This window comes from Marinomonas sp. ef1, assembly GCF_002806845.1.
In the GTDB taxonomy this organism is placed as follows: Bacteria; Pseudomonadota; Gammaproteobacteria; order Pseudomonadales; family Marinomonadaceae; genus Marinomonas; species Marinomonas polaris.
On the sequence record NZ_NHTT01000006.1, the window covers coordinates 116,893 to 130,315 of the forward strand.

At 44.1% G+C, this 13,423-nt stretch carries 13 protein-coding genes; 2 read left to right on the forward strand and 11 right to left on the reverse strand.

Translation table 11 applies throughout. The annotated features are described in order from the left end of the window. Positions 1-256: 256 nt before the first annotated feature. On the forward strand, positions 257-2,686 hold the full coding sequence (locus CCS02_RS10080; protein WP_072838860.1) for a bifunctional acetate--CoA ligase family protein/GNAT family N-acetyltransferase: 2,430 nt from the start codon (positions 257-259) through the stop codon (positions 2,684-2,686). On the opposite strand, the gene CCS02_RS10085 is transcribed toward CCS02_RS10080, so the two are convergent. Beyond that, a complete protein-coding gene (locus CCS02_RS10085) occupies positions 2,687-3,070 on the reverse strand; it encodes a septal ring lytic transglycosylase RlpA family protein (RefSeq protein WP_100636480.1) in 384 nt (127 codons plus the stop codon). A gap of 295 nt (positions 3,071-3,365) precedes the next feature. Between CCS02_RS10085 and CCS02_RS10090 the strand changes: the two genes are divergently transcribed. Then, the gene (locus tag CCS02_RS10090) at positions 3,366-4,445 is read left to right on the forward strand and encodes an AbrB family transcriptional regulator (RefSeq protein ID WP_100186650.1); all 1,080 of its coding nucleotides are present in this window, start codon (positions 3,366-3,368) and stop codon (positions 4,443-4,445) included. A 92-nt stretch (positions 4,446-4,537) separates the two neighbouring features. Here the strand turns inward: CCS02_RS10090 and cdd are convergent, their stop codons facing one another. From cdd to CCS02_RS10140, 10 genes are all read right to left on the reverse strand, one after another. Then, positions 4,538-4,957, reverse strand: a complete 420-nt coding sequence (cdd, locus tag CCS02_RS10095; RefSeq protein ID WP_100636481.1) for a cytidine deaminase — start codon at positions 4,955-4,957, stop codon at positions 4,538-4,540. A 1-nt stretch (position 4,958) separates the two neighbouring features. Beyond that, entirely contained in the window at positions 4,959-5,927 is a 969-nt protein-coding gene (locus tag CCS02_RS10100; RefSeq protein ID WP_100636482.1) for an ABC transporter permease, read from the reverse strand. Positions 5,928-5,936: 9 nt separating this feature from the next. Further along, on the reverse strand, positions 5,937-7,034 hold the full coding sequence (locus CCS02_RS10105; protein ID WP_100186546.1) for an ABC transporter permease: 1,098 nt from the start codon (positions 7,032-7,034) through the stop codon (positions 5,937-5,939). After that, positions 7,031-8,602 (reverse strand): ABC transporter ATP-binding protein, encoded by a 1,572-nt coding sequence (locus CCS02_RS10110; RefSeq protein ID WP_100186545.1) that lies wholly within the window; start codon positions 8,600-8,602, stop codon positions 7,031-7,033. The genes CCS02_RS10105 and CCS02_RS10110 overlap by 4 nt, the downstream gene beginning before the upstream one ends. A gap of 92 nt (positions 8,603-8,694) precedes the next feature. Further along, the gene (locus CCS02_RS10115; protein WP_100636483.1) at positions 8,695-9,687 is read right to left on the reverse strand and encodes a BMP family lipoprotein; all 993 of its coding nucleotides are present in this window, start codon (positions 9,685-9,687) and stop codon (positions 8,695-8,697) included. Between the two features lie 219 nt (positions 9,688-9,906). Further along, positions 9,907-10,725: a bifunctional DNA-formamidopyrimidine glycosylase/DNA-(apurinic or apyrimidinic site) lyase gene (gene mutM, locus CCS02_RS10120; RefSeq protein WP_100636484.1), complete on the reverse strand. Its 819-nt coding sequence runs from the start codon at positions 10,723-10,725 to the stop codon at positions 9,907-9,909. Positions 10,726-10,889: 164 nt separating this feature from the next. Continuing rightward, a complete protein-coding gene (rpmG, locus tag CCS02_RS10125) occupies positions 10,890-11,060 on the reverse strand; it encodes a 50S ribosomal protein L33 (RefSeq protein WP_011978459.1) in 171 nt (56 codons plus the stop codon). Between the two features lie 11 nt (positions 11,061-11,071). Continuing rightward, entirely contained in the window at positions 11,072-11,308 is a 237-nt protein-coding gene (gene rpmB / locus CCS02_RS10130; RefSeq protein WP_072838851.1) for a 50S ribosomal protein L28, read from the reverse strand. A gap of 349 nt (positions 11,309-11,657) precedes the next feature. Continuing rightward, positions 11,658-12,974 (reverse strand): type II toxin-antitoxin system HipA family toxin, encoded by a 1,317-nt coding sequence (locus tag CCS02_RS10135; protein WP_100636485.1) that lies wholly within the window; start codon positions 12,972-12,974, stop codon positions 11,658-11,660. Further along, a complete protein-coding gene (locus CCS02_RS10140; RefSeq protein WP_100186542.1) occupies positions 12,968-13,294 on the reverse strand; it encodes a helix-turn-helix transcriptional regulator in 327 nt (108 codons plus the stop codon). The genes CCS02_RS10135 and CCS02_RS10140 overlap by 7 nt, the downstream gene beginning before the upstream one ends. Positions 13,295-13,423: the final 129 nt, after the last annotated feature.

Genomic DNA, 13,423 nt, shown 5'->3' on the forward strand with positions numbered 1-13,423 from the left:
CATGAGCAAAGTAAAGACAAGGCAAAAACGGACGAGAAAGCAGAGTTTATGGGTTATAAATGAGCATTTCGAGTCCGTTTTTAACACAGTATTTACAAGCGCAGTAAGCATGAAACGATCTTCTTATATCAAGCCACGAATGAAAAAGACAGTCTACCCTACCATGGTCTACAATTCGTATTATAGAGGACTGTGATACAGTCCCAAGACAGAGCTACAGTCACAAAGCATAAAGTGAGTTTCAGGAGAAAATTAAGTGAGCCAACACGCATTACAATCTCTACTCGCCCCAAAGTCTATGGTGGTGCTCACTGGCGATGATGCGCACGACCCTCTCATGCTGGCGCTGTTAACGTCCTTATCTCATACAAAAAAGTCCTGTCCAGTTAGTCTTGTTGGTGTTCAGCCTGCGACAGAGTTCTCCTTCCCGCTTTTTTCAACGCTCGGCGAATTAACCACAAGCCCTGATCTTGCCGTGTTAGTTGGCTCTTATTCTTCCAAAGAAAGCCAACCTTCCATGGAAGACATTATTGCCGCCTGTGGCGCTGCGGGCATTGGCTCATTACTAATGTTGTCTTGGACAGGCGACAGCCAAGAATCACTGGTTGAAGCGCTGCGCAAACACAATGTTCGATTACTTGGCCCGAACAGTTTTGGTATTTGTCGACCTAAACAAGGCGTCTTTGCTTGGCTTGGTTTAACTCAGCCTTTACCGGGACGCTTAGCATTAATGTCGCAATCTGGCACGGTCGCCAGTGCGCTTGTAGATTGGGCGACTTGGCAAGGCATCGGCTTTTCTCAAGTAGTTTCTATGGGGTCACCTGTCGATGTGATGCCATCGCAAGTATTGGATTACTTATCCAATGATTTCGACAGTCAGGCCATTTTGATGTATCTGCAAAAAATAGGTCGTCCGACACGCTTCCTTAGCAGCTTACGCGCTACAGGGCGAAGCAAACCCGTTGCCGTTGTCACCGAACATTCCGTCGGTGCCGATGAGCGAGTACTCGACGCCGCACTCAGCCGAACTGGTGCAGTACGTGGACGACGCTTGAATGATTTAATCGCGGCAGCCTCGGTAATGACAAATGCCCGTCGGGTAAAAGATGGCTCGTTGTTAATTATAGGTAACGGCGCAGGGCCGGGCGAACTCGCGGCACAACGCGCTATGGAATTAGGCATTGACCTACTCACGCCAGAAGGCGAGTTACACAATAGATTGGAATCCACCATGGCGGGTCGCGGTGGCATTGGCCCGGTGACAACGGTTTGGGCAAGTTGCGCCACAGATCTCTTTATTGATCTTGCCGCTAATGCTTTGCAGAGTGATGATTGTGGTGCGGTGTTACTAACGCTAAGCCCAACTGCGCTAATAGACATAGATTCCCTTTACGATCTCATCATCAAGTTGCATCGAACACAGAAAAAGCTCGTTATGGTATGTTTGCTTGGTGGTGGCAACATGACTAACATGCGTACGCGTATTAACGAAGCTGGCATTCCAACCTTCCGTACCCCAGAGACGGCTATTGAAGGATTTCAGTTCTTGGTGCAATTCCAGCGTAACCAATTACTCGCCAAACAATCACCAGACAGTCATGCGTTTCGTTTTAAAATTGATGTTTCAGAAGCAACAAAAACGCTTAATCGCCTTTTTAAACAAGAACGCAGACAAGAGCTCAAACAGGTTGAAAAAACGCCTCATACGGATTCGTTACGAGATATTTTTGAGCTGTTTCATATTCGCTTAATTACTCGCCGTCAGGCCTCAAATCAGTTATCTGCACCGATCCATCTTAGAGTATTTCAGGATAAAGTATTTGGCCCAGCCATTGGTTTGTCGTTGGAAGGTGCTCAGCAACATAAACAAGCTGAAGCCGTTGCTTTGCCACCTCTCAATACCATTTTGGCGAAAGATTTAATTCAACGCGCCTTTCCCGGTGAAGAGTCATTTGAGCTAGAAAGTTTACTGCGCAACTTATCCTCTATGGTTTGCGAATTACCTGAAATTGAAAGCCTAGAAATGGCCGATGTGAGGCTTCATGACAGTGGTAGTGTTTACGCTGACGTCACGGCCAACCTTCGTCTTTGCAAAAATTGGCGTCGTTATGAACATCTCGCCATTCATCCTTACCCAAGACAATGGGTATCGGAGCGAGTATTGAAAAATGACGAGATCGCCACCGTTAGACCTGTTTTACCGAGAGATTCAGGCATTTTGGCGGATTTTGTTCGCAGCATGTCTCATGAGACTCGCTATTTTCGTTTTATTTCCAATATCGAAGAACTGACACCGCGCATGCTCGCCAGCATGTCCCACATCGACTACGACCGAGAAATGGCCTTACTCGCGGTGATTCAGCGGGATGACCAAGATTTATTGATCGGCACCGCACGATACATAGATAACTTCGACGATCAAAGTTGTGAATTTGCCGTGGTACTTGGCGATGAATTCCAAGGTTTAGGCTTAGCGTCTTATCTAATGCGACGACTTATGCAAGTCGCCGCAGACAAAGGCATTCGTGTGATGAAAGGTATTGTATTGGCCGAAAACAAACGCATGATCGAATTCTGCCGACATTTAGGCTTTTCCATTCAACGCGATCCAGATGATTTCGGTCAAATGGTCGCCAGTATTAAACTGACACCGAGCTTGCTGGAAAAGTGTCGGGATGCTTCCTAACTAGTTCAATACCTCAATCTCAACTTCTATAACACCAGAGCGAGTATTACCGATGCGCTGAAAAGCGGCTTTGCTAAGGTCAATAATTCGGCCACTTACGAACGGCCCACGGTCATTAACTCGCACCACAACACTCTTGCCATTGGCGACGTTGGTGACTTTTACTTTTGAGCCAAAAGGCAATCGTTTATGAGCGGCAGTCATGGCTTTTTGATCAAACAATTCTCCGCTGGCCGTTTTGCGTCCTTGATACTTCATGGCGTAATAACTGGCTCCGCCGCTTTCTTCGAACCCTACTGAATCGGAACGACTGATTGGACCACTTGCGCATGCGGTTAGAACAAGAGACAAGATTGCCACACATAAGGTGCTAATTTTTCGCATTGTTTTTTCTTTTCCTTTAAGTCGCTTTGATTTTCAGATGCTATGCTCTTAGTCTCATAGTAACAGATACGTCCGCCTAGCAAACTCAACCTAACGAAACATCAGTCAGCTTCTTGTCAGTTTTTTGGTGTATCTTCCTATTCTTTGCCTTAATGCTCATAGCAATTCCCAACATGACAATGCACTAACATAAGTTGCGAGTATGGTTAACATCACCAGAGGCGCCAATAATACCAGCTTATTTAAGGTATGCTTGGCGCCATTAAACCCACTGCTTTTTTTTCGACAGATAGACATGACTTCTCGCTTTTTATCACTTTGCAAAACCCCTTCTCGTTGGCCAACAACCTGGCGATTAACCGTCTTATTAGCCGTATCTTTTGTTTTAGTGGTTTGTTTTGAATACGCTAATTTGCCAGCGGCGCTTCTGCTTGGTCCTATGATTACAGCAATTATTTTAGCCACCAGTGGCGCAGGTATGACACTGCCAAAGCCAATGTTTTTAATGGCTCAAGGTATTTTGGGCATGATGATAGCCAACAGTCTTCCGCTGACGGTCTTTGCGAAAATCTCCATGGAATGGCCGTTGTTTCTAATTGGCACTGTCTCGACGATTGTCGCGTCTAGCTTTTTGGGCTGGTTGCTTAGTCGTAGCGGATTATTGCCCGGCACTACTGCCATTTGGGGTTCTTCTCCTGGCGCGGCATCCGCAATGACTATTATGTCTGAGTCTTACGGAGCGGACATGCGGCTGGTCGCCTTTATGCAGTATTTACGTGTGGCTTGCTGTGCTATCGCGGCAACGATTGTTGCGGCGGTATTTCACGTCGATGGTGTTTCTGCTGAACCGATTGATTGGCTTGGCGTGTCGTCATGGTCTGGTTTTGCTATTACGCTAGCAGTCATCTTGGTAGCGAGCATTGTTGGTATAAAACTTCGTCTACCAAGCGGGCCTTTGCTGCTTTCTCTTGCAGTAGGGTTGGTGATCAAGTTCTCCGGTATTTTACCAATTATTCTGCCCCATTGGTGCTTGGCGATTAGCTTTGCAATGCTGGGTTGGGGGATTGGCTTTCGCTTCACTCGACAAGTGTTGCAGCACGCTTGGCATGTCTTTCCGCATGTATTAGCCGCGATTCTAGCCTTAATTGCGATTAATGCCTGCTTGGCCATGCTTTTGATTACTTTTGCCGATATCGACCCGCTCACGGCCTTCCTTGCCACCAGCCCTGGCGGTGCTGACTCTGTTGCCATAATCGCCGCGTCAACCAATGCTGATGTGTCTTTTGTGATGGCCATGCAGGTTGCTCGCTTTCTATTGGTACTGATTGCTGGGCCGATGCTTGCTCGTTGGCTCTCAACTAATAAGACCGCCTAAAAGCTTTCTATATCAAAGAATATCTAAATAAAAACCATATAAACGAAAAAACCACCCGAAGGTGGTTTTTTATCAGGATTTAGCTCTGACGTCTAACTGGCTTGCTGGTCAAGATTTTCTGGGCCAAACGAGAAGGGTAATAGCTCGTTCATTGTGAGGGATTTTCTCACGCCTTCTGCGCCACAAATATGAATCATGGTATCCACAGAAGAAAACTCACGAATCTTCTGACGGCAACCACCACAAGGTGTTACCAATTCCTCACCTTTCCCAATAACGTAAATATCTTTAATCAGCGTATCGCCACCAAGCACCATGGAAGCGATAGCGCCCGCTTCAGCACACGTTCCTTCTGGATAAGCCGCGTTTTCCACGTTACAACCAGAATAAGTCTTGCCACCAGCCGTTAAAATCGCCGCGCCCACATGGAAGCGAGAATAAGGCACATAGGCTTTATTCATCGCGTCTTTAGCCAATGCAAATAATTCAGCGCTTTGCTCCTTATTTGGCATGTTAGGCTCGTTCTTTCACGTAAGGGCGACCGATAGCTTTTGGCCCAACAGCTTTGCCGATGAAACCTGCTAATAACAAGACGGTTAATACATACGGCAATACTTCGATTGCTTGTACTGGTACTTCGCCAATACCTGGAATCACAACGCCCTGCATACGAACCGCAACAGCGTCTAAGAAACCAAACAACAAACAAGCAAGCAATACTGGAACTGGACGCCATTTACCAAAGATAAGCGCAGCCAATGCCATGTATCCTTTACCCGCGCTCATATCTTTCAAGAAACCTGCGTTATGAGCAGTAGACAAATACGCGCCAGCAAGGCCACATAAAATGCCACAAATAATCAAAGCGCGGTAACGAATGAAAGACACTGAAATGCCAGCAGTATCAACCGCATGAGGGTTCTCACCCACCGCACGAAGGCGCAAGCCAAAGCGAGTTTTATAAATAACCCAATAGGTCACTGGTACCATAATAAAGGCCAAGTAAACCAAAATATTGTGGCCGCTAAGCAAGTTCGAATAAATTTGTCCGATTATAGGCACACTTTCCATTGCATCGACAAATGGGAAAGTAATGTCTAAAAAGCGCGCATCACCAACCAGTGCCGGTGTTTGTCCGCCCATACCAAACCAGTGCATAGACAAAGTAACCGTCAAACCAGCCACAATAGTATTAATCGCCACACCAGAAACGATGTGATCGCCGCGGTGAGTAATACAAGCGAAGCCGTGAATCATAGCTAAGCTAACAGAGGCCAATATGCCAAAGCACAAACCTATCCAAGCCGAACCAAAAACAGCTGCTGCTGCTGCCGCTGCAAAGGCACTGCCTAAAATCTTACCTTCTAAACCGATATCAACAATACCCGCACGTTCAGAATACAAGCCAGCTAACGCAGCAAAGATAAGCGGAGTAGATACGCGCATTGTCGCGTCTAACATGAGTATTAATGTTTCAAACATAGTTTTCCCCTACGCGACCGCTCTGCGAATAAAAAAGCCTTCGATACGATCCTTGAACATATGCTCAAGCGCACCAGAGAATAGAATCACTAAACCTTGAATAACAACGACAATTTCAGGCGTAATAGTTGGAATTTCAAATGCTAATTCGGCACCACCTTGATACAAGGCACCAAATAAAATAGCTGCTAGAATAATACCAATCGGATGATTACGTCCCATCAAGGCCACTGCGATACCGGCAAAACCGTAACCCGCCGTAAAGTTGAGCAACAAGTTATGATTCACACCCATGATTTCATTAAGGCCAACAAAACCTGCCAAGCCTCCAGAAATCAACATTGCCCAAATGGTCACTTTCGCAGTATCAATACCAGCGTAACGAGCCGCCGTAGGATTGGTTCCTAGCGTACGCAGCTGATAACCCCAACGTGTATGCCAAATTAATCCCCAAACAAACACACAGCACAACAAAGCCCAAATGAAAGCAAGGTTCAATGGTGAGTCACCAATTTCGATACCTATTGGAGAAAGCAATTCATGTAGATAAGGCAACCAAGCGCTTTCTTCAAACGTTCGGCTGTTTGGTGCCATACGGCCATCTTCTTTTAACCAGTTTACGATCAAGTAAACCATCAACGAAGAGGCAATAAAGTTAAACATGATGGTAGTGATAACAATGTGGCTACCGCGACGAGCTTGTAAATAAGCTGGAATGTATGCCCATGCTGCACCAAAAACTGCTGCACCAATTACAGCCAAAGGCGCAATCACATATAATGGCATGGTGTGATCCAGTGACAAACAGATCAAACCAACACCTAGACCACCAATATAAGCTTGCCCTTCACCACCGATATTGAACAAACCACCTTTAAAGGCTACAGACACAGCTAAGCCAGTAAAAATAAGGTTTGTTGCGTAGTAAAGCGTGTAACCAATGCCTTCGTCGTAACCAAAAGCGCCATAAATAAGATATCCAGCAGCTTCAATTGGGTTTTCACCAATGGCAAGAATCACCAATCCAGAAACCAAGAAAGCCAACATAATATTTAGCACAGGAATAAGGGCAATATTTACCCAAGTAGGGACTTTCGCCTGACTCATGCGGACACCTCTGCTTGCTCTTCGCCTTCTTGCTCTTCGTTATAGGCATTAGCCATCATCAGACCAAGGGTTCGTTCATCGGCATCTTTTGCATCTAGCTCACCGACTACCGCACCATCAAACATCACAATGATGCGATCACTTAGTGCCATAATTTCATCCAATTCAACGGACACAAGTAAAATGGCTTTACCTGAGTCTCTTAATTTAACGATTTGTTCGTGAATATTTTCAATTGCACCAATATCAACGCCACGAGTTGGCTGGCCAATCAATAATACTTCAGGGTTTTGCTCAACTTCACGGGCAATAACTATTTTTTGCTGGTTACCACCGGAAAAATTCGCCGTTTTCAAATGAGGATTCGGTGGACGCACATCCCAAGCTGCCATGCGCTCATTGCATTCATCGAGCATTACCTTGCGATTCATTAGAATTTTGCCGTTATAAACAGGCGAATTATGATAGCCCAAGACAGCCGCTTCATACGCTTCAAAGCCCGTTACCAAACCCATTTTATGGCGATCTTCAGGCACATGAGCCATCTTCAAATCACGCATTTGTGCCGCATCTTTTGGCGCTTTCGCAGTGATAACTTGACCAGCAAAGTGAATCTCGCCCTCGTCCATAGGTGTGATACCAGATAGGACATTCAATAATTCACTCTGCCCATTGCCAGATACGCCAGCAATACCCAGAATTTCACCAGCACGCAGCTCTAAACTTACATTCTTTAAGCGTTTAACGCCTTGGCTGTCAAACTGCGACAAGTTTTGCGCAGACAACAGCACTTCACTTGGCTGAGCTTCATCTTTATCGACTGTTAAACGAACTTTTTTGCCCACCATCAATTCGGCAAGATCTTCCTTACTGGTGTGAGCTGTTTCTCGATGAGCAACCATTTCACCTTGGCGCATCACCGACACATTGTCGGTGGAAGCCATTATTTCACGTAATTTGTGGGTGATTAACAATACGGTAACGCCCTGATCTTTTAGGGCTTTTAGAATGCGAAACAGGTGATCTGCTTCTTGTGGTGTCAATACGCCTGTGGGCTCATCCAATATAAGGATGCGTGCGCCACGATATAGCGCTTTTAAGATCTCAACTCGTTGCTGTAAACCAACCGGAAGTTCCTCTACGATTGCATCTACATCAATATCCAAACTGTATTCGTGAGCCAAGCGTTGCAATTCTATGCGAGCTGCACCGATACCATTTTTTAGTACTGCTCCGCCTTCAGCGCCTAAAATAACGTTTTCAAGAACACTAAAATTTTCTACCAGCATAAAATGCTGATGCACCATACCTATGCCAGCATTAATAGCATCCTGAGAGCTACGAATATCAACGCGCTTACCATCAACTTCAATATGACCCGTATCGGCTTCATAAAAGCCATAAATGATACTCATCAAAGTGGATTTGCCCGCGCCGTTTTCACCGATAATACCGTGAATCGTGCCAGCCGGAACTTGTAAGCAAATGTCTTTATTGGCCTGAACCGCACCAAAACGTTTACTGATGTCTCGCAATTCAATTGCGTATGGCATTGTTTTATTCGTCATATCTAAAAGTAATTCATCTGCTTAAAATGGAACACACTAGAACAAAAAAAACAGTTACCTACTCTATGTAAGTAACTGTTTTTTGATGCAACTTAGTAGTTACAAGTGTTATCTGACATGTAATCGTGAACTTTAATTTCACCACTGATGATTTTGGCGCGAATGTCTTTCATTTTCGCTTTCATATCTGCAGTAATTAGGCTGGCATTGTTGTCATCTAGCGCCCAATCAACACCACCATCAGACAAACCTAAAACAACCAAACCAGGTTTCCAAGTGCCTGCTGCGGCATCTTTATACGTTTTGTAAGCCGCTTGGTCTACACGTTTAACCATAGAGGTTAGCATTGTGCCTGGCTGAACATGGTTTTGGTTTGAATCTACACCAATCGCCAATTTACCTTCGTCTTTTGCAGCTTGGTATACACCGATACCTGTACCACCTGCAGCCGCAAACACAACATCTGAACCTTTAGAGAATTGGCTCTTTGCCAATTCAGAACCTTTTGTTGGATCATTAAACGCCGCACCAGTAGAGCCTGTCATATTTTGCAAAACAGTGGCATTAGAGGACTGGTATTTAACGCCTTGCTCATAACCACAAGCAAACTTACGAATCAGAGGAATATCCATGCCCCCGACAAAGCTTACAGTATTGGTTTTAGATGCCATCGCAGCCAAAGCACCAACAAGGAAGGAGCCTTCGTACTCTTTGAAAACAACAGACTGAACGTTTGGAAGATCGATGACACCATCAATAATAGTGAAGTTGATTTCAGGGAAATCTTTAGCGACTTTCTCAACCGCAGAAGTCATGTTGAAACCAACGGTAACGATAGGAGAATAACCACGTTTAGCAAGGCGGCGTAGACCTTGCTCTACCTGAGCTTCGTTCTTAGGTTCAAATTCTCGAACCTGAATGCCCGTCTCAGCCGTGTATTCTTTCACGCCATTGTAAACGCCTTCGTTAAAAGACTTATCAAATTTACCTGCTTGGTCATACACAACCGCTGGTTCTGTCGCAGCGTAAGCCATGGTTGATGAGATAGCAAGCGCTGTAACGGACGCAAGAAAGACAGCTTTCATTCCAATTCCTCTTATATATGTAATTTAGTCTAGGCAACTATAAACCCTGCCTAACTGGTCAAAAATAAACCGATTAGCAGAATACCGCAATGTAATCTGCACATTTTAAGCAACATTTTTACGTATTTACAAAAAGCCCACTCAAAAATAATCTTTTTCTGAGCATCTACTTAGTCAACAGACTAGGTAGCAATTCTTGTGCCTAACCTAAACAATTGGTCAAGATTGGCAGTTGATGCAAAAAACTGTACTACGCTGAGCTTGCCGGATTTCTTTAAGTGGCGCACTACATATGATACAAGCTTTATTAGCCCGACCATAAACAGCCAACTCCTGCTTAAAATAACCAGGCTTGCCATCACCGCCAACAAAGTCTTTTAATGTCGTTCCGCCCTGTTTAATGGCAGCTGCTAGCACCACTTTAATGCACTCAACCAAACGGGCCAAACGCACCTTACTTATCTTACCGGCCAAACGATCAGGACGAATGCCCGCTTTAAATAGCGCTTCATTGGCATAAATATTACCAACACCCACAACTACCTTGCTGTCCATAATAAAGGTCTTAATTGGAACCTTGCGACCTTTCGCTCGCGCGTAAAGCATATCAGCATTAAAAAGATCAGACAGCGGTTCTGGGCCTAAGTGCTTTATTAGCTCATGCTCGTTCCAATCTTCAGTTGTCCACAAGATAGCACCAAAGCGACGAGGGTCAGTGTATCTTAGCCACACATCATCATCGGTAAAGCAAAAATCTACATGATCATGAAATAACGGTGGCGTGTCAGCTGGCACAAAATATAAGCTGCCAGACATACCAAGATGAACAATCAAGGTGCCTTTTGACGTATGAATGCCGATGTATTTACCACGACGAGAAAGATGAGTAATTTCCTCACCTACCATTTCAGAGCTTAGCTCAGGCGTGATTAACCAGCGCAGCTTTGGCTGGCGAATATCGACCCTAGCGAGAGAGCGCCCAACTAATTTGGGTTCGATGCCACGTAAGGTGGTTTCTACTTCTGGTAACTCAGGCATAGTTAACCTCAATGATGACTAGACACACAGACAATACTGAGTAAACAAATAAAGTGCAGCTACTAATTGCCACAGAAAAAATATTGACCAAATGAACAAGGTGTTGTTACTAGATACAAAAAAACCGACTCAATGAGTCGGTTCCTTTTGACAAGAAGCAAAAATTATTTAATTTTCGCTTCTTTGTACATAACGTGCTTACGTACAACTGGATCAAACTTTTTCATTTCAAGTTTGTCCGGAGTATTTCGCTTGTTCTTGTCAGTTGTGTAAAAGTGACCAGTACCAGCAGAAGATACCATGCGAATTAGATCGCGAGCGCCTTTAGAAGCCATGATTCAGATCCTTATACTTTTTCGCCGTTAGCGCGCATTTCAACAAGAACTGTTTCAATGCCCTTTTTATCGATAATACGCATACCTTTAGAAGATACACGTAAACGGATGTAACGGTTTTCACCTTCGACCCAAAAACGGTGCCAATGAAGGTTAGGAAGAAAACGACGTTTAGTACGGCGTTTTGAGTGAGAAACGTTGTTACCTGTAACAGGACGCTTCCCAGTAACTTGACATACGCGAGACATAATTAAATACCTTTTGCTATCCAGAAAGATTATTGGAAGTGTTTCACTTCCTCAGGCGGAGCATGATTCCTTATGAATCAAAAAAATCCCATACCGAGGATATAGCGGCGCGCATTTTCCCATAAGCCAACCAATTGAGCAATTCTTTTGTTAAAAAATGATCAATTGACTCTGTCGAACAAAAAGCATCAAAGAAAAACATAATGGCGCTCCTTATCGAATCCAACGTCTACCTCTGCAGAGCCCAACTATGTTCTTCTAATACTATGTTTTTCTAAAAAGACAACGTAGCTAACACCTCCCCCACTAAACCAAGGACACTAACGAGTTTTAGCTTTCTGTCGTTGATCTAAAGATTAAGCCTTAAATTAGAATAAATTTCTTCTATTAGTAACTTAGGAACACCCCACTCTTGGGCTAAGGTCGGCCACCTAGAGACACATTCGATCGTTTCATCGACGATACTGTCAATTTTGCTCTTGCCAAATAAGGGGCTGAGTTTCTCTAGACTATAAAAATCCGCTCGCGTAAAACCATCTCTCTTTCCATTTAAACTCATCCAATGACTATTAACCCACTTACTTCCAGGCTTGTAGCTATAGGCCAAATCATAGGCAGGGGCTAAAGACCAACCCTCATTTTTCAGAATGAAAGCAAAATTTTTGGCATGATCATCATGATTCCGAGCAATAATATTAAATACCATACGCTTTAATATCTGCAGGGCATCAGTTGCAGGCAGCTTTAATTGCCGAGCCACACTGAATATTTCTGCATAGGAGAATGAGCCTGGTTTATTGTAGTCAACATGGGCCAACCCATTGAGCGTCTGGACATGGACTTTGGTATTACTTACGCGATCAAAACGCTGCGTTATAAAGTGCCGCCTGCCACCTTCTTCAAGCAACCTACAGGGCATCATTTTAATACCACAACTTTTGGCCATCAAATAATAAACAAATTCCATAGCTCCGTAACCTAAGGGATCCCCAAATGTCTCTTGGTTTTGATTGTGTTCATTTACACCATCAAATTTCATTAGGTAATGAGTAAAACCTTCAGGAACGGTCGTTTGCCCAGAGCGAACTTGAGTAAAGTCTTTATTAAATGCCAGTACAGCCTTAGGTCTTGCTCCGCCAGCACTCATACCAACAGAGAGTAACGACAGCATTGCTTCTCTTTCTTCTCGTCCATCCTTATTAAGCTCTACCTCAAATACACCACGAGAATCTAAAATTTCTTGCGCGATTGAAACAAGAGATTGAATTTCAACTTGTTGCGATGCATTTAGGCTACGAAGTTTTGTAGCGGGTGAATACTCCAGAGCTCCCATACCTCTTTTCCCAGTGTATTGAAGCCGTTGTAGAGGAGAAATGTCATTAGGAGACTTACCTTGACTTGCCACCCAAGCATTAAGAACTGAGTTACCAAAGTTATCGGGGAGAGAATCTGCTATTAAGCCTGGCAAGCCTTTAAAGGTATTAAAATCAAGTTCAGGAAAACTAAAAATCCGTCTGGATAACGGCATTTTAAGAGGAGAAAGCTCTATCCCTTTTTTTATAAAACTTGCTGTATATTCAAAAGCTCCTATGCCTTTTTCGACATCAAAGCTTACAGCCCCAACATCATGACCTTGATAAGAGACCCTAATAACTTCCATTACCATTCTAATATCCCTTTATTATTTTCTCGATGCACTCCTGACGCTCGCTGCCGTTTTTTGCCCTCTAGCTTAGCCAGCTGCAATGGTGATATTTCTTGTTTTGGCAGGAATAAATTCAATTGATCCGTTAAATTCAGTGCAATCATGATTGCCACAAACACTTCTAATTGCACTTTCCCTTTTTCGGCATTTAAAACCGTTTTCCGAGCAACGCCAGCAAGTGCCGCGACCTCAGACTGAGTCAGGTTAAGATTCAACCTAGCCTGCTTTAAACGTTCACCAAGCTCCTCAGAAAGAGCGGCCGCAGATTTTTCGATAGCCATACAAGGTTCCAATATAGTGACATTGTAAGATTAAAATAACTTTTATGTCCTAAATTTAGAACTTTCCGAACAGATCATCAAGAAAAACAACACTAAGTCCTAAAACAGTTACTTTGACACCTAAAAATC

Bases quoted from the DNA above. Each gene is read 5' to 3' on its own strand.
- CCS02_RS10085 (WP_100636480.1), bottom strand. From the start codon at position 3,070: ATGCGAAAAATTAGCACCTTATGTGTGGCAATCTTGTCTCTTGTTCTA.
- CCS02_RS10090 (WP_100186650.1), top strand. From the start codon at position 3,366: ATGACTTCTCGCTTTTTATCACTTTGCAAAACCCCTTCTCGTTGGCCA.
- cdd (WP_100636481.1), bottom strand. From the start codon at position 4,957: ATGCCAAATAAGGAGCAAAGCGCTGAATTATTTGCATTGGCTAAAGAC.
- CCS02_RS10100 (WP_100636482.1), bottom strand. From the start codon at position 5,927: ATGTTTGAAACATTAATACTCATGTTAGACGCGACAATGCGCGTATCT.
- CCS02_RS10105 (WP_100186546.1), bottom strand. From the start codon at position 7,034: ATGAGTCAGGCGAAAGTCCCTACTTGGGTAAATATTGCCCTTATTCCT.
- CCS02_RS10110 (WP_100186545.1), bottom strand. From the start codon at position 8,602: ATGACGAATAAAACAATGCCATACGCAATTGAATTGCGAGACATCAGT.
- CCS02_RS10115 (WP_100636483.1), bottom strand. From the start codon at position 9,687: ATGAAAGCTGTCTTTCTTGCGTCCGTTACAGCGCTTGCTATCTCATCA.
- mutM (WP_100636484.1), bottom strand. From the start codon at position 10,725: ATGCCTGAGTTACCAGAAGTAGAAACCACCTTACGTGGCATCGAACCC.
- rpmG (WP_011978459.1), bottom strand. From the start codon at position 11,060: ATGGCTTCTAAAGGCGCTCGCGATCTAATTCGCATGGTATCTTCTGCT.
- rpmB (WP_072838851.1), bottom strand. From the start codon at position 11,308: ATGTCTCGCGTATGTCAAGTTACTGGGAAGCGTCCTGTTACAGGTAAC.
- CCS02_RS10135 (WP_100636485.1), bottom strand. From the start codon at position 12,974: ATGGTAATGGAAGTTATTAGGGTCTCTTATCAAGGTCATGATGTTGGG.
- CCS02_RS10140 (WP_100186542.1), bottom strand. From the start codon at position 13,294: ATGGCTATCGAAAAATCTGCGGCCGCTCTTTCTGAGGAGCTTGGTGAA.